This is a genomic window from Bartonella occidentalis (genome assembly GCF_037070875.1).
Lineage (GTDB): Bacteria > Pseudomonadota > Alphaproteobacteria > Rhizobiales > Rhizobiaceae > Bartonella.
This window is the reverse complement of the sequence record NZ_JAYMZJ010000002.1, coordinates 195,602-217,138: the sequence shown is the minus strand read 5'-3', so window position 1 is coordinate 217,138 and position 21,537 is coordinate 195,602. Positions and strand designations below refer to the sequence as shown.

At 35.4% G+C, this 21,537-nt stretch carries 13 protein-coding genes; 11 read left to right on the top strand and 2 right to left on the bottom strand.

Annotation, left to right across the window (positions count from 1 at the left end; genetic code table 11):
- The first annotated feature begins 10 nt into the window (after nucleotides 1-10).
- From nuoN to mfd, 8 genes are all read left to right on the top strand, one after another.
- Complete coding sequence (gene nuoN / locus WCP78_RS04440; protein ID WP_336279308.1) at nucleotides 11-1,468, top strand: NADH-quinone oxidoreductase subunit NuoN; 1,458 nt, start codon at nucleotides 11-13, stop codon at nucleotides 1,466-1,468.
- Complete coding sequence (locus WCP78_RS04435; RefSeq protein WP_336279307.1) at nucleotides 1,468-2,277, top strand: biotin--[acetyl-CoA-carboxylase] ligase; 810 nt, start codon at nucleotides 1,468-1,470, stop codon at nucleotides 2,275-2,277. Before nuoN ends, WCP78_RS04435 begins: the two co-directional genes overlap by 1 nt.
- Nucleotides 2,278-2,329: 52 nt before the next feature.
- Complete coding sequence (locus WCP78_RS04430) at nucleotides 2,330-4,006, top strand: ribonuclease J (RefSeq protein ID WP_336279306.1); 1,677 nt, start codon at nucleotides 2,330-2,332, stop codon at nucleotides 4,004-4,006.
- Between the two features lie 218 nt (nucleotides 4,007-4,224).
- Entirely contained in the window at nucleotides 4,225-5,550 is a 1,326-nt protein-coding gene (gene proS / locus WCP78_RS04425) for a proline--tRNA ligase (RefSeq protein WP_336279305.1), read from the top strand.
- Between the two features lie 11 nt (nucleotides 5,551-5,561).
- Entirely contained in the window at nucleotides 5,562-6,830 is a 1,269-nt protein-coding gene (locus tag WCP78_RS04420; protein ID WP_336279304.1) for a lipoprotein-releasing ABC transporter permease subunit, read from the top strand.
- On the top strand, nucleotides 6,830-7,510 hold the full coding sequence (locus tag WCP78_RS04415; protein WP_336279303.1) for an ABC transporter ATP-binding protein: 681 nt from the start codon (nucleotides 6,830-6,832) through the stop codon (nucleotides 7,508-7,510). Before WCP78_RS04420 ends, WCP78_RS04415 begins: the two co-directional genes overlap by 1 nt.
- 69 nt (nucleotides 7,511-7,579) lie before the next feature.
- Nucleotides 7,580-7,864, top strand: a complete 285-nt coding sequence (locus WCP78_RS04410; RefSeq protein ID WP_336279302.1) for an FAD assembly factor SdhE — start codon at nucleotides 7,580-7,582, stop codon at nucleotides 7,862-7,864.
- Nucleotides 7,865-7,874: 10 nt separating this feature from the next.
- Nucleotides 7,875-11,366, top strand: a complete 3,492-nt coding sequence (mfd, locus tag WCP78_RS04405; protein WP_336279301.1) for a transcription-repair coupling factor — start codon at nucleotides 7,875-7,877, stop codon at nucleotides 11,364-11,366.
- 248 nt (nucleotides 11,367-11,614) lie between these two features.
- Here mfd and WCP78_RS04400 read toward each other — a convergent pair whose 3' ends face one another.
- A complete protein-coding gene (locus WCP78_RS04400) occupies nucleotides 11,615-13,432 on the bottom strand; it encodes an extracellular solute-binding protein (protein ID WP_336279300.1) in 1,818 nt (605 codons plus the stop codon).
- Nucleotides 13,433-13,737: 305 nt separating this feature from the next.
- Here WCP78_RS04400 and WCP78_RS04395 point away from each other — a divergent pair, with 305 nt between their 5' ends.
- The gene (locus tag WCP78_RS04395; protein ID WP_336279299.1) at nucleotides 13,738-14,349 is read left to right on the top strand and encodes an invasion associated locus B family protein; all 612 of its coding nucleotides are present in this window, start codon (nucleotides 13,738-13,740) and stop codon (nucleotides 14,347-14,349) included.
- An 82-nt stretch (nucleotides 14,350-14,431) separates the two neighbouring features.
- On the opposite strand, the gene WCP78_RS04390 is transcribed toward WCP78_RS04395, so the two are convergent.
- On the bottom strand, nucleotides 14,432-17,062 hold the full coding sequence (locus WCP78_RS04390; RefSeq protein ID WP_336279298.1) for an Rne/Rng family ribonuclease: 2,631 nt from the start codon (nucleotides 17,060-17,062) through the stop codon (nucleotides 14,432-14,434).
- Nucleotides 17,063-17,657: 595 nt separating this feature from the next.
- On the opposite strand from WCP78_RS04390, the gene WCP78_RS04385 reads away from it, so the two are divergent.
- Both WCP78_RS04385 and WCP78_RS04380 read left to right on the top strand, forming a co-directional pair.
- Nucleotides 17,658-18,878, top strand: a complete 1,221-nt coding sequence (locus tag WCP78_RS04385; RefSeq protein ID WP_336279297.1) for an N-acetylmuramoyl-L-alanine amidase — start codon at nucleotides 17,658-17,660, stop codon at nucleotides 18,876-18,878.
- 156 nt (nucleotides 18,879-19,034) lie between these two features.
- Nucleotides 19,035-21,485, top strand: a complete 2,451-nt coding sequence (locus WCP78_RS04380; protein WP_336279296.1) for a penicillin-binding protein 1A — start codon at nucleotides 19,035-19,037, stop codon at nucleotides 21,483-21,485.
- Nucleotides 21,486-21,537: the final 52 nt, after the last annotated feature.

Sequence of the window (21,537 nt, the reverse complement as noted above, 5' to 3'; positions counted from 1 at the left end):
AACAATGCTCATGCAAACTGAAATAATAGCTCAATTAGTGTTAATTTTTCCCGAGATTTTAATAGCATTGGGAGCAATTATATTACTTGTAATTGGTGTTTATTCCAATGCACGTTCGTATTTAACCGTAACTGGTTTAGCAATTGCTCTTCTTGTTGCAACTATTGTCATTATTGTTATTTTTCCAAAAAGTGGTTTGTTTCAAACTAATGTGCTCATTATAGATTCTTTCAGCCGCTATATGAAAGTTTTAACGCTTGTTGCAGCGCTTTTTGCTCTTATCATGTCGGTTGGTTTTACCTGTGCTCAAAAATTTGATATATTTGAATTTCCAGTCTTAGTTCTTTTAGCCACTCTTGGTATGATGTTTATGATTTCAGCTGGTAATATGCTGTCACTTTATATGGGGTTAGAACTACAGTCTTTAGCTTTATATGTTTTGGCTGCAATTAATCGTGATAATGTCAAATCTTCTGAAGCTGGTATAAAATATTTTGTTTTAGGGGCGCTGTCTTCAGGATTATTACTCTATGGTATTTCTTTACTGTATGGTTTTACTGGTCAAATTGGTTTTCGTGAAATTGCTGTTGTTTTAAAAGATGAAAATTTAAAACTAGGTGTTATTTTTGGAATTGTCTTTATTTTGGCTGGTTTAGGTTTCAAAATTTCTGCAGTTCCATTTCACATGTGGACGCCTGATGTTTATGAAGGAGCGCCAACACCTATTACAGCATTTTTTGCTGCTGCTCCTAAAATTGCAGCGATGGCTTTAGTAACTCGTATTGTTGTTATGTCCTTCATTCCGTTAGGGGGAAATTTTGATGGTGTTATGCCTGCGTGGCAGCAAATTGTAGTTTTTATGGCAGTTGCATCTATGATATTCGGTGCATTTGCTGCAATTGGTCAAAGTAATATTAAGCGTCTAATGGCTTATTCATCAATTAGTCATATAGGATATGCGCTTGTTGGTTTGGCTGCTGGAGATATGCTTGGAGTAAAAAGTGTTATTCTTTATATGACTATTTACCTTGGTATGACACTTGGTTCATTTGCTTTTATTCTCGGTATGCGATCTAATAACGGGAATGTTGAGAATATTTATGATCTGTCGGGATTGATAAAGACTAATCCTTTCATGGCTGTTGTGATGACTATACAGCTTTTCTCTTTAGCAGGTATACCACCTATGGCGGGTTTTTTTGGTAAATGGTATACATTTTCTGCTGCTGTTCACGCTGGTCTTGTTCCATTTGTTGTTATTGGGATGATTGCATCTGTTGTGGGAGCTTTTTACTATTTGCGAGTTATTAAAATTATGTGGTTTGATAGTGCAAAAACTCATTTTGTAACTCTATCTAGTGAACTCCAGTTTTGTCTTGGTTTATCTGCGTTATTTATTTTATTTTATACATTTGGAGGGATTTGGTTTGCGGAATTGGCTGAAAAAGCAGCAATCGCATTATTTTAATGAATATGGTTTATGTTTTATCAGATTTTGCACAACAACAAGGGTATACCGTTAAGGTCTACGATGCTGTTGATTCAACAAATCTTGTAGCACAGAGAAAAGCATATGCTGGCCATCCTGGTTATCTTTGGGTCGTTGCGCAAGAGCAATTACAAGGTAGAGGAAGAAGAGGGAGGTCGTGGTATAGTCCGAAAGGAAATCTTTATGCCAGCCTTTTATTACTTGATGGTGTTATACCGAAGACAGCTGCTCATCTTGGTTTTGTTGCTGCAGTCAGTATGGCAGAGGCAGTAAAACAATTTATACTAGATGAGAAACAAGCACGTAGCATTATTGGCTTGAAATGGCCGAATGATATTTTATTAAAAGGAGCCAAATGCTCCGGTATTTTGCTCGAAACTTTTGAAGTAATACCGCACCAATACGCATTGGTTATCGGCATAGGAATGAATGTAAAGCATCATTGTAACGATACGTTTTATCCCACTTCAAGCTTAAAAAATATTGGTTTGCATATTGAGGCAAAGCAGTTATTTATGGTTTTAACTGAATATTTTGCTAAAAATTATCTCCTTTGGAAACAATCAGGAGGATGTGATATAATTCGTAAAAAATGGCTTTTATACTCCGCTCACCTTAGGCAGCATGTTAAAATAATCAATGATAAAAAAAACACTGAAGGTATTTTTGATGGCCTTGATGGTGATTTTAATTGCATCATAAGACAACAAAATGATCGGCAAATAATTATAACAACAGGAGATGTTCATTTTGGTGTGGATGCTTCTGTTGGTGCAGGTTATTATTAATTTATAAATTTTATTTCATCAGCAAATTATCCTGATAATTTAGGAGATGTTTATGGTCGTAGCCAATGAGAATGAGTTTGTTTTTTTACCTATGGGAGGGGTAGGTGAAATAGGGATGAACTTAGCAGCTTATGGCTTCGGTTCTTCGAGTTTTCGTGAATGGTTGCTTGTTGATATGGGAGTTAGTTTTGCTGGTTCTGAATTACCAGGAGCAAATCTTATCTTACCAGATATTCGTTTTCTGGAAAATGAAAGGCACAATATACGCGGTCTCATTTTGACACATGCTCATGAAGATCATTATGGTGCTGTTCTTGATTTATGGCCAAAGCTTCAAGTTCCAGTTTACTGCACTCCTTTTACAGCAGGATTATTGGAAAGTAAAAAGCAATCAGATTTTAGATCTTATAAAGTTCCATTAAATATTTTTCGAGCTGGTGATTCTTTTGAGATCGGTTCTTTCGCAGTTGAAGCTATAGCTGTTAATCATTCTATTCCAGAATCTGTATCTTTAGCAATTACGACATCTTTAGGAACTGTGATCCATACTGGTGATTGGAAAATTGATCACACACCTTCGCTTGGGAATTTAACGGATGAAAAGCGGTTTCGTGCTTTAGGCAATAAAGGTATTTTAGCATTGCTTTGTGATTCTACTAACGCGTGCCGAGATAAAAAATCACCATCTGAACAGCAAGTACAAGAAAGTCTCTCTGAAATTATTTCAAAAGCTGAAGGACGAGTTGCTATTGCAACTTTTTCCTCTAATGTTGGTCGGATACGTTCTATTGCTCTTGCGGCTCAAGCAGCTGGACGTAAGGTTCTTGTTGTTGGCCGTTCTCTCAAACGAAGTATTATGGTTGCGCAAGAGCTTGGTTATATGGATGGTTTATCATCATTCATTACAGAAGAGGATTATAGCTATATTCCGCGAAAAGATATTGTTTTAATTGTAACGGGTAGTCAAGGTGAGCCCCGTGCTGCTTTAGCCAAATTATCGCGAAATGAAATGGGAAATATTGCACTTTCTGCTGGCGATGCGGTTATTTACTCATCACGCAGTATTCCGGGAAATGAAAAATCTATTATTGAAATACAAAATCGTTTTATTGATTTGGGAATCAAAAATATTACAAATGAAGATGCCCTTACTCACGTTTCAGGTCATCCTTATCGTTCAGAACTTTTACAAATGTATGATTGGGTCAAGCCGAAAATACTTGTTCCTGTTCATGGTGAAGCAATACACCTTACTGCTCAAGCAGCTTTAGCACGTCAAGCAGGTATTAAAATTGTTGTTGATGTCAGAAATGGCAGTATGTTACGTCTTGCACCAGATCCTGTTGAAGTTGTTGATCAAGTTCCTGTTGGTCGTGTCTATAAAGATGGTTGCCTTATCGGTAACGAGGATGAGTTAGGGATTCGTGAACGCCGCAAATTAAGTTATGCTGGCTATGTTGCTGTTTCCTTTCAAATAAATAGTAAGCATGATCTTTTGGGTGATATTGGTTTGACAACGTTTGGTTTACCTGAAAGCAATGGAAAAGGGGAATCTTTGAAGGATATTCTCTTAAACGTTGTAGAAAATACTATTTACAATATTCCACGCATTAAACGAAAAAATAATGAACTTATCCGAGAAGCAATACGGCGTGCAGTAAGAGCAGCTGCTTATGAAGTTTGGCAAAAGAAACCAATTTGTATGGTTTTTTTACATCGATCAAAATAAAATATTTAGACCGTGTGCATTTCTTTTTCGTTAAGGAAACAAGAGTAGAATGTCAGATTATTTTGCCACTTAAAATGAGCAAAATAAAAATATAATACATAATTTTCAACAACAAGATTGGTATGTTTTCAAGTATTCAGAATGTAAGTAAAGCTTAGCATATGGTATATTTAAAGATATTCTGATATAATGTACCGAATTAGGAGTTAATTATCTTAATGCATTTTTCTCGATATTTCCTCCCTATTTTAAAAGAAAATCCCAAAGAAGCAGAAATTGTTTCTCATCGTCTCATGCTGCGTTCGGGCATGATTCGTCAACAAGCATCAGGTATTTATTCTTGGCTTCCATTAGGTAAAAAAGTACTTGATAAAGTTTGTAAAATTATTCGTGAAGAGCAAGAACGAGCTGGTGCCATAGAAATATTAATGCCTACAATTCAGTCTGCTGATCTTTGGCGTGAAAGTGGTCGTTATGATGATTATGGCCAAGAAATGTTACGTATAAAAGATAGACAGGAGCGTGATTTACTTTATGGCCCAACCAATGAAGAGATGGTAACAGATATTTTTCGCTCATATGTTCGTTCTTATAAAGATCTCCCACTCAATTTGTATCATATTCAATATAAATTTCGAGATGAAATTCGTCCACGTTTTGGGGTGATGCGTGCGCGAGAATTTTTAATGAAGGATGCTTATTCTTTTGATTTTGATCATGAGAGCGCAAAAATCTCTTATCATCGTATGTTTGTTGCTTATTTACGTACTTTTTCTCGTATGGGTTTAAAAGCAATTCCTATGCGTGCAGATACAGGTCCTATAGGTGGTGAACTCAGTCATGAATTTATTATCTTAGCCGAAACGGGTGAGAGCGCAATATTTTGCGATAAGCGGTTTCTTGATATTACTGTTCCGCATGTTTTGATTGATTTTACTGATAAGGCTGTTTTAGCTGATATTGTGAAGACATGGACATCTTTTTATGCAGCAACAGAGGAAATGCATAATGAAGAAGAGTGGAATAAAGTTTCTAATGATAATCGTCTATCGGCTCGTGGTATTGAAGTAGGACATATTTTCCACTTTGGTACTAAATATTCTGCTCCAATGGGCGCAAAAGTGATGGGGCAAGATGGAAAAGAGCATTTGGTCTCAATGGGATCCTATGGCATTGGACCCTCGCGTCTTGTTGCTGCAGTTATTGAATCTTCTCATGATGAACATGGTATTATTTGGCCAAAATCTATAGCACCATTTGATTTTGGTATAATAAATATGAAACCAGGTGATGAAAAATGCACCAGTATATGTGAGACCCTTTATCAGGGATTAAAGCATGCAGGTTTTGATCCATTATTAGATGATAGAAATGAGAGTCCTGGATCTAAATTTGCAATAATGGATTTGATTGGTTTGCCAACACAAATAATTGTTGGACCTAAAAGCGTTGCAAAAAATGAAGTTGAGATTAAAGATAGAAAAACGGGAGTTAAACAATCTCTAAAGGTTGAAGAAGTACTCAATCAGTTTTCTGTAATTTGATAGGTAATGTTATGAATGGGTTGAGGAGTAAATGGTTTTCATCGTATGAATGGATGATAGCTTTTCGTTATATGATTCCCAATAAAAAATATGCAGTTGCATCTGTTATTTCAACTATCTCTTTAATTGGGATTATGTTGGGTGTGTTTGCTTTAGTTGTTGTTATGGCTGTTATGAATGGGTTTCGTACAGAACTTCTCAATCGCATTCTTGGTATGAATGGGCATCTTGTTATTCAAACAATTAATTCTGGTTTTTCCGATTATAATTCTCTTATTCCTTCTTTAGAATCCGTGAATGGGGTAAAGTTTGCTTTACCTGTTGTTGAAGGTCAAGCACTTGTACAAGGTGAATTTGAAGGAGGATCTGGTGCACTAGTACGTGGTATGCGTAAACAAGACTTGGAAAAACTTAAAACAGTATCTCAAAACATCAAATTAGGGACTCTTGCTCGATTTGATGAAGAGGAGGGTGTTGCGATTGGAAGTGGTTTGGCAGCAAAATTAGGGCTTACAATTGGAAATTATCTTCGTATTATTACGCCAGATGGTGATGATACTCCTTTTGGAATTACGCCACGCGTTAAAGCTTATAAAGTAACTGCTATTTTTGAAGTTGGTATGTCTGAGTATGATTCAATATTTGTTTTTATGCCCCTCCATGAAGCGCAAATGTTTTTTAATTTAGGAAATAATGTTCAGTCGTTAGAGTTGTTTTTGAATGATCCTGATACCATTGAGAAAATAAAACCATCAGTAGAGAATCTTATTAATCAACAAGTTTATTTAATTGATTGGCGTACACGCAATCAGGCTTTCTTTTCAGCTTTACAGATTGAGAAGAATGTTATGTTTTTCATTCTTTCACTTATTATCCTTGTTGCTGCTTTGAATATTATCTCAGGCCTGATTATGCTTGTGAAAGATAAAAGTCATGATATTGCGATTTTGCGCACGATGGGAGCACATAAAAATGCGATTATGCGTATATTTATTACGGCTGGTATGATGATTGGATTCATTGGAACCATATTAGGGTTAATTTTAGGTGTTATAGCTTCTATAAATATCAATCATATTCAGGATTTTATATCTTGGTTATTTAATGTAGATGTTTTTAATCCTGAATTATATTTTTTAACAAAACTACCCGCAAGAATTGAATGGGGACAAACAGTTATGGTTGCTGTAATGGCTTTATTTTTATCATTCCTTGCTGCATTTATTCCGGCATGGCGAGCTGCTAAACTAGATCCTGTACAAGCTTTAAGGTATGAATAATGACAGCTGTTTTAAAGCTTGTTGAAATTGAGCACCATTTTTTTGAGAACGATAAACCCTTAATTATTTTAGATAAAGCTAATTTTATCCTTAATCGCGGGGAGCTTGTAGCGCTTGTAGCACCATCTGGCGCTGGAAAGTCAACGCTTCTTCATATTGCTGGATTATTGGAAAAGCCAACAAATGGCGATGTGGTGTTACGAGGTGTTTCTTGTGCTAAGCACTCTGATCGTGAGCGAACAGCTATTAGACGAAACGATATTGGTTTCGTTTATCAATTTCATCACTTGCTTCCAGAATTTACAGCATTAGAAAATGTCATGATACCGCAAATGATAGCAGGATTTAAAAAATCTATAGCAGAAGATCGTGCATTTAAATTATTGACATATTTGCGTGTTTCTCATCGCGCTAAACATCGTCCATCAGAATTATCTGGTGGTGAGCAACAGCGTGTTGCTATTGCGCGTGCAGTAGCAAATGGACCTTCGGTTCTTTTAGCTGATGAACCCACAGGAAATCTTGATCCTGTGACCTCAGCTTATGTATTTCAGGCTTTATCTGCGCTTGTTCGTCAATCTGGTCTTTCTGCTCTTATTGCAACACATAATTATGGTTTAGCTAAGCAAATGCATCGTCGAATTACGCTTAGAGAAAAAAAGATTGTTGAACTTCCCTAAAGATGAGGTACAAAATTTATTAGATTGAATCTGCGCTTATATCACTTTTCATCTGTTAAGGAGACTTTTATGACAGTTTTTGTCGTTGATGAAAATCAATTGGATACGCGTCGTCGCCGACTGATTTTTCGCGCATGGCATCGAGGTATTCGTGAAATGGATTTAATTTTGGGACGCTACGTGAATGCCCATATTGTTAAGATGAATGATAAAACGGTTTCAGAACTTGAATACATCATGTCTTTTGATGATCGTGATCTGTTGATGTGGACTACAGGAGTAGCTTTACCACCATCTGAAATTGATAGTCCACTTTTTCGCGACATTGTAAATTATCATGCTTGTATAAATTAAAATCGATCCGATGTCCTTATTTAAGAAAATTATTATTCCCAAAAACACTTCTGCTCACATGATCTTTGATGGGATTACTGATGGATTTGAAGCTTTTGCAATTGCTAAATTAAGTTCACAAATTGCACCGAATAAACCGCTGATCTATGTTGTTCGTGATGGAACAAAAATTCCTCATTTATTGCAAACTTTAAATTTTATTGAACCGAATTTGCCTGTTATCCAATTTCCTGCATGGGATTGTTTACCTTATGATCGCGTGTCCCCTGGGATTTCAGTTATGGCACGTCGGCTATCAGCTTTAACACATATATCAAATTTACGTAAAAAACCGCATGCGGCGATTATATTAACGACAGCAAACGCAGTTATGCAAAAATTGCCTCCTCAAAAAATGATTGAATCTCAAATTATTTATGCACGTGTTGGCCAAACTATTAATATGGAGCACTTAGTTCAATCTTTAGAATCTAATGGTTTTGAGCGTGTTACTGTTGTCCGGGATGTTGGTGAATTCGCTGTAAGGGGAGGAATTATTGATATTTTTTCTCCTATGGATGTCGAGCCTTTACGTCTTGATTTTTTTGGAGATACTCTGGAAACTATTCGCGTATTTGATTCAGAAACACAAAGAACAACGGGCAAAAAAAATGAACTTTTATTGCAATCTATGAGTGAAGTTGTTCTTGCACCTGAACTCGTTAATCGCTTTAAAAGAAATTATATCCATACATTTGGTGTTTCACAAAAAAATAATATGCTTTATGAAGCAATTTCTCAAGGACGGCGTTTTGCTGGTATGGAACATTGGCTTCCATTTTTTTATGAAAATCTTGATACTTTTTTTGATCATTGTGGTGATTTGCCTATTATTTTTGAGCATCTTGTAGAAGAAGTATTAATTGAACGCTATCGTCTTATTGAAGATTATTATAATGCTCGCAAAGAGCGTGAAAATGATAAAGAAAATACTGTTTCTTATCATCCGATCGATCCTGGTCTTCTCTATTTGACACCAGAGCATGTTTTAGAATGCATACAAAAATCTGAGAAGCGTATTGATTTTACACCTTTTAATATCCCGGAAAATTCAGAAAAAACTACTGTTATTCACTCAAATATTAAGCTGGGATATGATTTTATAAAAGAACGTAATGCTCAAGAAAAAAATGTTTTTTTAAGTGTAGTTAATCATATTGCTTCATTGCGTACTGCTGGGAAAAAGGTGCTTTTAGCTTGTTGGAGTGAAGGTTCTCTCAATCGTTTAGTTCAAGTTCTTGAGGAGCATGGCTTAAAGAAAATTAACATTGTGAAATCATTACAAACTGTCAAAGCAACACCACGTGATTGTATATCTGCAGCTGTCATAATGATTGAACATGGCTTTGAAACTGAAGATTTTGCCATTATTGCAGAGCAGGATATCCTGGGAGATCGATTAATAAGGTCGCCAAGACGACGTAAACAAAATACAAATTTTATTTCTGAAATTTCTGCTTTAAATTCTGGCGATATTGTCGTGCATATTGATCACGGTATTGGAAAATTTGTTGGCCTCAAAACTATTATGACAGCTGGAATTTTGAGAGATTGTCTTGAAATTGACTATGCTGGAGGAGATAGGCTTTTTTTACCTGTTGAAAATATCGAACTTCTCTCACGTTATGGATCAGAAGGAACAGATATAACGTTAGACAAGTTGGGTGGTGTTTCTTGGCAAGCACGTAAAGCGCGTCTAAAAAAACATTTATTGGAAATGGCTGGTCAATTGATCCGTATAGCTGCAGAACGTGCTACACGTTCTGCGCCTGCTTTGGTTCCACCAACTGGATCATTTGATGAATTTGTTGCATGTTTTCCTTATGAAGAAACTGAAGATCAAATGAGTGCAATTGATGCTGTTTTAGATGATTTGGCATCAGGAAAACCGATGGATCGTTTAATATGCGGAGATGTTGGCTTTGGGAAAACAGAAGTCGCTATTCGAAGTGCTTTCGTTGCAGCATTAAATGGTTATCAAGTTGCTGTTGTTGTGCCAACAACTTTACTTTCACGGCAACATTATAAAACCTTTATATCGCGTTTTCAAGGGCTACCAATTAAAATTGGTCATGCTTCAAGACTTGTAAAAGCTAAAGAACGTGTACAAATTAAAAAAGGTATTTCAGATGGTACAATTGATATTGTCGTTGGAACACACGCGTTATTAAGCGATGCAGTGAGTTTTTCACGGCTAGGGCTTCTCATAATTGATGAAGAGCAGCATTTTGGGGTAAAACACAAAGAACGTTTAAAAGAACTTAAAAGTGATATTCATGTTCTTACGCTTTCAGCAACACCTATTCCACGAACTTTAGGTTTAGCATTATCAGGGGTAAGGGAACTTTCATTGATAACAACCCCACCTATTGATAGAATGGCAGTACGTACTTTTATTTCGCCTTTTGATCCACTTGTTGTACGAGAAACTTTGCTGCGAGAATATTATCGTGGAGGACAAAGTTTTTATGTATGTCCTCGTATTTCTGACCTCGTATCTGTCGAAGAATATCTCAAAACGCATGTTCCTGAACTCAAATTTGTTGTAGCTCATGGGCAAATGTCTGCTGGGCAACTTGATGATATAATGAATGCGTTTTACGATGGACAATATGATGTGCTGTTATCGACGAGCATTATTGAATCAGGTCTTGATATCCCCACAGCTAATACATTAATAGTGCATCGCGCTGAGATGTTTGGCCTTTCAGCTCTCTATCAATTACGTGGTAGAGTAGGGCGTTCAAAACAGCGTGCTTATGCGCTCTTTACATTTCCTTCAGGTAAAGTTTTAACTTCTGCTGCTGATCGTCGTCTTAAAGTTTTACAATCTCTTGATACGTTAGGGGCAGGTTTTCAATTGGCAAGTCATGATATGGATATTCGCGGTTCAGGCAATTTTTTAGGTGAAAAGCAATCAGGGCATATCAAAGAAGTTGGATTTGAGCTGTATCAAAAAATGCTTGAAGAAGCTGTTGCTGAATTAAAAGATGGTGAAGAAAGTGAAGATAAGCAATGGTCGCCTCAAATTTCGCTTGGTACAACAGTAATGATACCAGAAAGTTTTGTCCCTGATTTATCATTACGTATGGCACTTTATCGTCGTTTAACAGAGCTTGATAATTTAGAACAAATTGATGAATTTGGAGCTGAATTAGTCGATCGTTTTGGTTCTTTGCCACTTGAAGTTCAGCACCTTCTTAAAGTTTTTTATATTAAGACATTGTGTCGAAAAGCTCATGTAGAAAAATTAGATGCTGGACCAAAAGGAGGCGTTGTACAGTTTCGTAATAATTATTTTGAAAACAGTGTTGCCCTCATTCAATGGGTTGGAAAACAAGGTTCAATGGCGAAAATACGACCAGATCAAAGTATTGTTCTTACTCGTGATTGGCTCACTGTGGATGCAAGGCTGGTTGGAGCAATAACTATTATGACACAGCTTGTAGAAATAGCAAAATAATAGATTATCTTTAATAAGATAAGCTTATATAATTTAATAATGATATAATATAAATATAGTAATATTTATATTATAATGTTTAAGATATATTATATCGTTAATTATTTTATTATATATTTAATTAATGTATGTGTATTAAAAAATACTTTTATAGAGTTACATTTAAATATTTATAACTATAAGTTAATTTATATTAACTTATAGTTATAAATTATAAATAAGCTTAATTAAAAAGGCTCTTTTAGCCGTTATTCACGCCACCAAGTTGGAAGACGGTATCCGTATAGTGATGTATAAGTGGGATGCTTAATATATGACCAGTGAGCTATCCATTGTTCAGGTAAATGATAAAGCGGTATATAATAGCTTCCAGAAATAAGAATTCTATCCAAAGCACGAACAGCTGCAATAAAATCAGCATCTGAATGAGCATCGAGTATCGCTGTGATCATTGCATCTATAGCAGGATCAGCTGCTCCAGAAAAATTAAAACTTCCCTTTAAGTCCCGAGAAGCCGAACTCCAGCGATTTCGTTGTTCATTTCCTGGTGATAGAGAGCTTTTTAATTTTCCAATAATCATATCATAATCAAACATTCCTAAACGGTTTTGATATTGGCTATCATCAACAGTCCTTATTTCAGTCTGAATACCAAAACGTGACAAAGTGCTTTGAAAAGCAAGTGCAACTTTTTCTTCTTCAGGTGATCGAGTCATAATTTCAAATTGAAAAGGCAAACCATTAGGAAAAATAACTTTATTGTTTTTTTTGGTCATCCCTGCTTCTTGTAAAAGTTTCCAAGCTTTTTGAGCTATTAATCGATCCATACCTGATCCATCTGTTTTAGGCATACGCCAACTCCCATCCATTACTTCAGGGAGAACTGCATCAGGATAAGGAGCTAGAAGTACTTTTTCTTTTTCATTTGCTGGTTTTCCAATAGATGAAAGGATAGATCCATCCCAATAACCTTCTGTTCTAGTATAGATATTATTGAAAAGGTGATGGTTAACCCATTCAAAATCAAAAAGTATCGCTAACGCTTGTCTTACTTTTTTATTTTTAAAAATATTACGACGCGTATTAAAAACAAAGCCCATGATATTTGCAGGAGTTCCTTGCGAAAAACTTTCTTTAATGATTTTCTTTTCGCGAACAGCTGAAAAATCATAGGAATTTTGCCAACGGTTTGGATTTGTTTCAACAAAGACATCAATTATGCCTTTTTTGAAAGCTTCAAAATGTGCTGTATCATTACGAAAATATTCGATTTGAATTGTCTCAAAATTATTTAGTCCCTTATTAACTGGAAGATTTTTACCCCAATAATTGGGATTGCGTTTGTAAATAATCCGTTCTCCGGGACTAACATGCTCAATTATATAAGAACCACTTCCTAGAATTTTATTTAAACCATTTTTTTCAAAATCATCAACGTTAATAGCATGTTTTGGCAGTATTGGCATTACGCTTGCCAAAAGAAGTGGAAATTCCCGATCTTTTGAAGACGGAAAGCTGAGTTTAATGCCATAATCTCCGATTTTTTCGGTAGATTCTATACGTTTCATGTACTGATTAAATGGAGGCCTTCCTTTATCTTTAAGGAGTCTTATCGTGAACAAAACATCTTCAATTGTTATAGGCTTTCCATCTGAGAAACGTGCCTTTGGATTAAGAAAAAAAATAATTTCAGTGCGTTCGTCGTTTAATTCAACTTTTTCCGCTAGAAGACTATAAAGTGTAAAAGCTTCATCTCGAGAGCGTACCATCATTGTTTCATAAACAAGTCCAGAAAATTGCTCATCAGCAAAAAGTCCTCTTGCTGTTGTTCTAAAACTACGGATTACAAATGGGTTTAGTCCATCAAATGTTCCAACAACACCATAAGTAACTTTTCCTTTTCGATTTGCATTGGGAAATGCATAAGGAAAATGGTCAAATTTATCTGATAATTTCGGAGCTCCATGCATTGCAATACTGCTTGCGAAAGCTTCGTAATTTAGGCTTAAAAGAAGTATTATAAATGTAAAAATGAGTCTAAAATAATAAAAAATATAAAATAACATGGAAGTTTACTTTAATCATATTGCAATATTGATTCGTTTATGCAATTTTATTGAACTGTGTGTTGTACTAATGAAATTTATCACTCTTAATAAGATAAAGAAGGAGAAATTTTACACATGAGTGCATAAAATTCAACTGACAGTTTTTAGCTTCTTTGATTTAATTTTTCTCCTTGCATTGCGATAGGAGGCATATAAAGAAGGGGGGGGTTGTTAGTTTAATTTAATGTACCTGATTAGAACTATATGTAACATTCCTAATGTTGGGGTTATTGTTAAAGCACGTTGAAAGGATTGACTTGATTATGTCGCACAAAAATATCTATTCTGCTGTTTCAGTACTAGCTGGAGCTGCTGCCTTCTTTTTTACAGTTTATAGCCCTGTAAAGGCGCAAACTTTATCTCAAGGTTGGTACAAAGTTTGCAGTAAGCAGCATGATGTTGATATTTGTAATACAATGAATACCGTTGTATCAAGTACTGGACAGCCTTTGACAGCTTTTAATTTAGTTGAAATAAAAGGAAAACAAAATGAAAGGCGTATAGGAATTCAAGTGCCTACGGGTCGTTTTTTGCCAGAAGGGGTTAATATTCAAATCGGAGATAATTTTTCTAAAAAAATTCCTTATATTATTTGTAATGGACAAAGCTGTATTGCCAATGATGTTTTAGATGATAAACTCATTGCTTCTATGAAAAGTGGTACAAAAATGGTTGTAACAACGGTTAATTTCCGAGGTTCAGCTAATCCTATTGAATTTTCTCTAAACGGATTTACAGCTGCATACACTGGCCCTGGTATGGAGGAAAAAGATTTTCAACAAGAGCAAATAAAGCTGCAACAAGCCATTAAATCAAAGCAAAAAGAAATTGAAGATCGTATGCAGGCTGAACAAGAAAAAGCTAAGAAGAATTAATTACAGTATTAAAGTTTTTTATTTTATGTATTTAAATTGCTACAAATATATTTTGTTATATTCGTAGCAATTTTTTTTACGCTTAATTTTTAGAGAGAATTCTGCGTTTCCACCAACCAACACGCTTAGTTTTTGGAGTATCATCAGGTGTTGACGATATAATAACGGGTTCGCTGATTTGTTTCTCAATTTTTGTGAGGTCTTGGTCGTCAGCTTTTTTTATCGTAGATTTTTTCTCTGATATGTTTTGTGCAGATTCTTTAGCAGCTGTTTTTTTTCTCGTGCTTCGTGTTGTCTTTTTTATATTTGCAGAGGGTTCTTCCACTAATTCATGAATTAAGTTATCTACTTTTTTTGTTTTAGTTTTTTTACGTTTTGAATTAGCTGTGGGCTTTTCTTCAGAAATCTCTTCTGATGGCGTTACGCTATTAGCATTTTCAAGAACTTGTTTATTTTGCGCTTTTTTTGAAGAATGCATTTTACGCTTTTTAGGCTTAACAGCCATATCAGTTTCTACAATTTCACTTTGTGGTATGTCCGAGTACTTTGTATTATTTTTAAATTCTTCATGCTCAACAGATGTAACAGATGGGATATGGCGGTCATGATGTGTCTTGTTAACCTCTCCCAGATCTTTCTTAGAAAAATCTTCCACTAATTCTGTGGTAGGAGTACGCATTTGATAAGAATTGTTATTCTGATTACGGCGATTACCAGATCGTCCACGACGGCGTCCACGACGACGAGAATCTTCATCATTTGAGACATCATCTTTTTTATGAACGGCTGAAAAAGAATTACCGTTAATCCCACCTTGGTGATTTTTACGCCGACGTTTTTTATTTGTATCAGTTGATATTTCACTCTCATTAGATTCACTTTCTGTGAGAATTATACTTTCAACTTTTTCTTTATTATTATCTTCTAAAACTGATACAGATTGAGTAACTGCCTCTGCTATTGTACTCTTAGAAATTATGAGATGTTGCGTTCCAATGCTATCATCTGCTTCAATACTGATATTAAGCTTAAAGCGCATTTCTAAATTAACAAGAATATTACGTTTATGATTTAAAACATAAAGCGCTGTTGCGGCAGGTGTGCGTACAATAATATTATGTTGTGGATTATGAAGAAGATATTCTTCAATTGAGCGCATAACATGTAAAGCAATTGATGATTCAGAACGGATGCTTCCTGTTCCAGCACAATGCTGGCATGGTTGCATTGTGCTTTCTAAAACTGATACGCGAATACGTTGACGACTCATTTCTAGGAGACCGAAATGTGAAATGTGACCAACTTGAATACGGGCACGATCACTCTTTAGGCAGTCTTTTAACTTTTTTTCAACCATTCTAATATTGCGTTCTTCAAGCATATCAATGAAATCAATCACAATTAAACCAGCTAGATCACGTAAACGTAATTGACGAGCTATTTCTTCTGCAGCTTCTAGGTTAGTTTGTAATGCTGTTTTTTCAACAGAATGTTCTTTGGTAGAACGACCAGAATTTACATCAATAGCAACGAGTGCTTCGGTTTGGTTAATCACAAGATAACCACCAGACTTTAAAAAAACCTGCGGATGTAATATTTTATCAAGTTGAGTTTCGATATTGTTGCGTGCAAAAATAGGGGTAGGATCGCGATAAGGTTGAACAACTTTTGCATGACTTGGCATGAGCATGCGCATAAAATCTTTTGCTTCACGATATCCTTGATCACCAGAAACGAGAATTTCATTGATGTTTTTATTATAAAGATCTCGTATAGAACGCTTTATGAGGCTGCTTTCTTCATGGACAAGACATGGTGCGGTTGATTGAAGTGTTAAATTGCGAATAGTATCCCATAACCGTATAAGATATTCATAATCACGTTTAATTTCAGCTTTTGTTCTATTTGCTCCAGCCGTTCGTAGAATAATGCCCATTCCCTTTGGAACTGATAAGTCTTTTACAATTTCTTTAAGACGCTTACGATCTTGTATATTCGTTATTTTTCGTGAAATACCACCACCACGTGCTGTATTAGGCATTAAAACAGAATAACGACCTGCTAAGGATAAATAAGTTGTAAGTGCTGCCCCTTTATTCCCGCGCTCTTCTTTGATTACTTGTACCAACAAAATTTGACGTCGTTTAATTACTTCTTGAATTTTATATTGACGTTCTTGCCTATGTTGATAGGTAGAAAATTCTTCATGTACATCTTCCAAACCAACCATTTCAATATCATCATCAGAAACATCTGTATCAAAGGATTCTTCTGTATCATCAGTTGTAATTGCTTCAGATATAATGTCGTTGCCAACATCTAAAGCCATTACTTGATTATTCTCATCTTTTTTTGTTCTTCTAGAGCGTTTTTTATTTTTTTGTGTTTCTTCAATGAAGCTATCTGCATGATTTTCGTTAATAGCTGCTCTCTCTTCTTCTTCAAGAAGAGCAAGACGATCAGCAATAGGAATTTGATAATAATCCGGATGAATTTCCGAAAATGTTAAAAAACCGTGACGATTTCCACCGTATTCTACAAAAGCTGCTTGAAGTGATGGCTCTACACGTGTAACACGTGCCAAATAAATATTTCCTTTAAGCTGTTTTTTATGTTCTGATTCAAAATCAAGTTCTTCAATTTTGTTGCCATGGACAACAACGACACGTGTTTCCTCTGGGTGGGAGGCATCTATAAGCATTTTGTTTGACATAAGTTAAAATCCTGAAAGCAATATATGCAATTTTATTCAGACGAGCAGTACGACTATTTGTAGAAATAAAGAGCTGTCTGCCGTAAAAAGGGGGGGCCAGCATAACAAGATGGTTTTTTACAGGTGAGTACATTACTGTATTTGCAATACTTACAATCATCATCCCCATCTGTATATGACTCATATTTTTATAAGTCTCCGGCAAAAAAAATCTTGAAAACAGTTCGGATATCCGAATCATTAAATCTTAAACAACGCAATCCTAGCCTTTGAGGCTTGAAGACTTTTTACTCATAAAAAGCCTAAACGCGTAACACGCAAAAAACCTTCTAAAGACAACTTAATATGAGCTCCAGATAAATTAAGTCAATACTAGATGGCCATCATTGGCTAGAAGACGTAAACATTCTTTTATGTTGATATTATATTTTTGGCAAGTAGCAATATACATGTAAGGCATTATAATGTTTTATTGTTTAAATTTAATCTTTTGCTGTTTATAAAAGATTTAGCATTTATTAAAAATTAACTTTAGATTCTATATATCGCTTGCATACAAAAAGGTTAGTTGTTGCTTTAAAAAAGCATTTTTCTTATGATTAAAGAAAAAGAGTCAAAAGCAGTTTATTGGAATATTATTTTGCGCCTTACATGTTGTTTATTATTTTTTTTAATATTCCAAACATACAGTCAAGCAGCGGATTCTCTAAAACTTGTTAATTTCCGAACTGTTGGGGATAATGTATCTACGCGCATTATTGCGATTTTTAATGCTAAACCAAATGTGCGGTTACAAATTTTTGATAGACCTGCACGTTTAATCATTAATTTACCTACAGTTGATTTTTCAGCACAAAATACATCTTTAAATAAACAAAGTTCGTTATCGGGCATGGTATCAGAGGTACGCTATGGTTTCTCTGATATGCAAACCTCACGTATTATTTTGACGAGCAAAGTTATTTTTTCTATTGAAAGAAGTGTTATACAAAAATTAGATAATGGTTTATGGCAGTTATTGATTGATATTACACAGACTACACAAAAAAAATTTAATAAGGTATTAAAAAATCAACAAAAGTACACTCAAGATACCAAAATAAAACTAAGCCCACCGCACTATTTTTGTGTTGTTATTGATCCTGGTCATGGAGGAATTGATGGTGGTGCACAAGGTATTACGGGAGTTTTAGAAAAAGATATAACGCTAGCCTTCGCACGCGCATTACGAGATGAATTAAAAAAAGATTCTCATATTAGTGTTACTCTAACGCGAGATTCTAATGTTTTTTTGAGATTAAGTGAAAGGGTTAAAAAGGCACAGGAATTTAATGCTGATCTTTTTATATCTATTCATGCAGATAGCATTAATGTGCATTCTCTTCGTGGAGCTACAGTATATACCATATCAGATAAGGCATCTGATGAAATTGCAAAATCCTTAGTTGAAAATGAAAATAAAGTTGATCTGCTCGATGGATTACCTGAAGAAGAAACCCTTGAAATTACAGATATTTTGACCGATCTTATTAGGCGTGAAACGCACACATTTTCGGTTAATTTTGCCAATAGAGTTATTTTAAACTTATCTAAAAGTCATATTAATTTGATAAATAACCCTCATAGATATGGTGGTTTCCAAGTTTTAAAAGCTCCAGATGTGCCTTCTGTTTTGATAGAAGTGGGCTATTTATCTAATAAAGAGGATGAACAACTATTAAACACCCCCAACTGGAGAAAAAAAATGGCTACCGCTATTGCTAATTCTATCCGTCAATTCGCTGAATATAAGCAGAAAATCACGCAACCCCTTTAAACCTGTAGAAAAATAGAGTATCAATTGAATTTTAGCATAAAAAATAGAAAGTAGCTTATCTTTATCTTATCTTGAGTTAATGATAATGACACCTTGTTTTGATGGTATTCTGTGTTTTTCCTTTGATCAATTCTGAAGAAAGCGATAGCCGTTTCGATGATGATTTTTATTAAATATCTTTTACAATGGATTGTTACTATTGGATTCTGGGGAGTAGTAACAATTAGTCAGGCGAGTACATTGCCTGATTATGAGGTTCTTTCGTTATATGAGCCATCTGTGATGACGCGTGTTCATGCTTCTGATGGAAGTCTCATAGCAGAATTTGCAACAAAACATCGTCTTTATTTACCAATTCAGTCAATACCAAAGCTTCTTAAAGATGCTTTTATTTCGGCAGAAGATAAAAATTTTTATCATCATTTCGGTTTAGATCCTGAAGGACTTTTTAGAGCATTAATCAATAATATCCGTAATATTGGTTCTGGAAAACGTCCAGAAGGAGCTTCAACCATTACGCAACAAGTCGCTAAAAACTTCCTTTTAAATTCAGATGCAACGTTAGAGCGAAAATTAAAAGAGGCTATTTTAGCAATGCGTATTGAAAAGACTTATTCAAAGGATCATATCCTTGAGCTTTATCTCAATGAGATTTATCTTGGTCGTAGTTCTTATGGCGTTGCAGCGGCTTCTTTAGCTTATTTCAATAAGTCTGTTAATGAACTTACTTTAGAGCAATGTGCTTATTTGGCTGCTCTTCCGAAAGGACCAGCGAATTATGATCCATTTAAAAATACACAGCGTGCCATTAAACGGCGCAATTGGGTTATAGATAGAATGGTTGCAAACGGATATGTAACACTCGAACAAGGTAAGGAAGCTAAAGAAAAACCTTTGGAGATAAGCATACGTGATGGTGATAATCATGTTTTTTCTGCCGACTATTTTGTCGAAGAAATACGTCGTTATTTAATGCGTAATTATGGAGCTAAAACACTTTATGAAGGTGGACTTTCAGTTCGTACAACACTTGATCCACGTTTACAGGTTATTGCTCGACGTGCTTTGCAAAATGGTTTAATTAAATTTGATCATTTGCAAGGGTGGCGTGGAGCTTATAAACATATTAATGAAATGAGCGATTGGAGTGTTGAACTCGCAAATATTTCAGGGTTAAGTGATATTCCTGAATGGCATTTGGCCGTTGTTCTTTCTACTCATGCAAATAAAATAAAAATTGGTTTGCAGCCACAGCGTGAATCTTCGGGGGCATTATCCAAAAAACAGGAAATTGCTGTTTTATCTGAAGAAGATTCAAAATGGGCATTAAATACTATTGATAAAAATGGTTATCGAAGAACTGTTCAAGACTTATCTCATATTTTGCGAGTTGGAGATGTTATTTTTGTTAAAAAAATATCAAATACAAACAAAATATACAGTTTACAGCAAATCCCAAAGATTGAAGGTGCCATCATCGCTATGGATCCTCACACTGGTCGTGTTCTGGCGATGGTAGGAGGTTTCTCTTTTTCTGAATCGGAATTTAATCGTGCAACACAGGCTTACCGTCAACCTGGTTCTGCTTTCAAACCTTTTGTATATGCAGCAGCATTAGATAATGGATATACACCAGCATCAGTCGTTTTGGATGGTCCTATTGAGGTTCGCCAAACAAATGGTGAGGTTTGGCAACCCAAAAATTATGGTGGCACATTTGCAGGGCCTTCAACTCTGCGTTATGGTATTGAACATTCCCGTAATCTTATGACTGTACGACTTGCACATGATATGGGAATGCCTCTTGTTGCCGAATATGCAGAGCGTTTTGGTATTGTAGACAAATTACAGCCTTATCTTCCCATGGCCTTGGGAGCCGCTGAAACAACAGTTTTACGAATGGTTACAGCTTATTCAGTTATTGCCAATGGTGGACGTTCTATTAAACCTTCACTTATCGATCGAATTCAGGATCGCTACGGCAAAACTATTTATCGTCATGATGATCGTATATGTGAAAATTGTAATGCCCAGTCATGGAATAATCAACCCGAACCAACATTGATTGATGAGCGAGATCAAGTACTTGATCCTATGACAGCTTATCAGATTACATCAATGATGGAAGGCGTTGTTCAACGTGGTACAGCGGCACGTTTGCATTACCTTCATCGACACATTGCTGCTAAAACGGGAACAACGAATGATTCTAAAGATGTTTGGTTTATGGGATTTACCCCCAATCTGGTTGTTGGTATTTTCATTGGTTATGACCAACCTGCTCCGTTAGGGTATAATGGAACAGGAAGTGCATTAGCAGCGCCTATTTTTGGTGAGTTTATACAAAATGCTCTGAAAGGTAAACCAGATGTTCCATTTAAAATGCCAAAAGGAATGGTTTTAATGCCAATTAATCGTAGGACAGGTATGCTCGCTGAGGAGGGGGATAGTAATGTTATTATAGAGGCATTTAAACCAGGAACTGGTCCTGCAGATATATATCAGGTCATTGATGGAGGTACATCTTTTCAAGAAGGTGTACCTTCAATAACAATATCTCCGCAGGTTAATAAAGCGCTTGAAAGTGGTTCTGGTGGGTTATATTAATAAATTAAGCAATTCTCCTAAATATGATAATAGGTGATATAAATAAATCTGC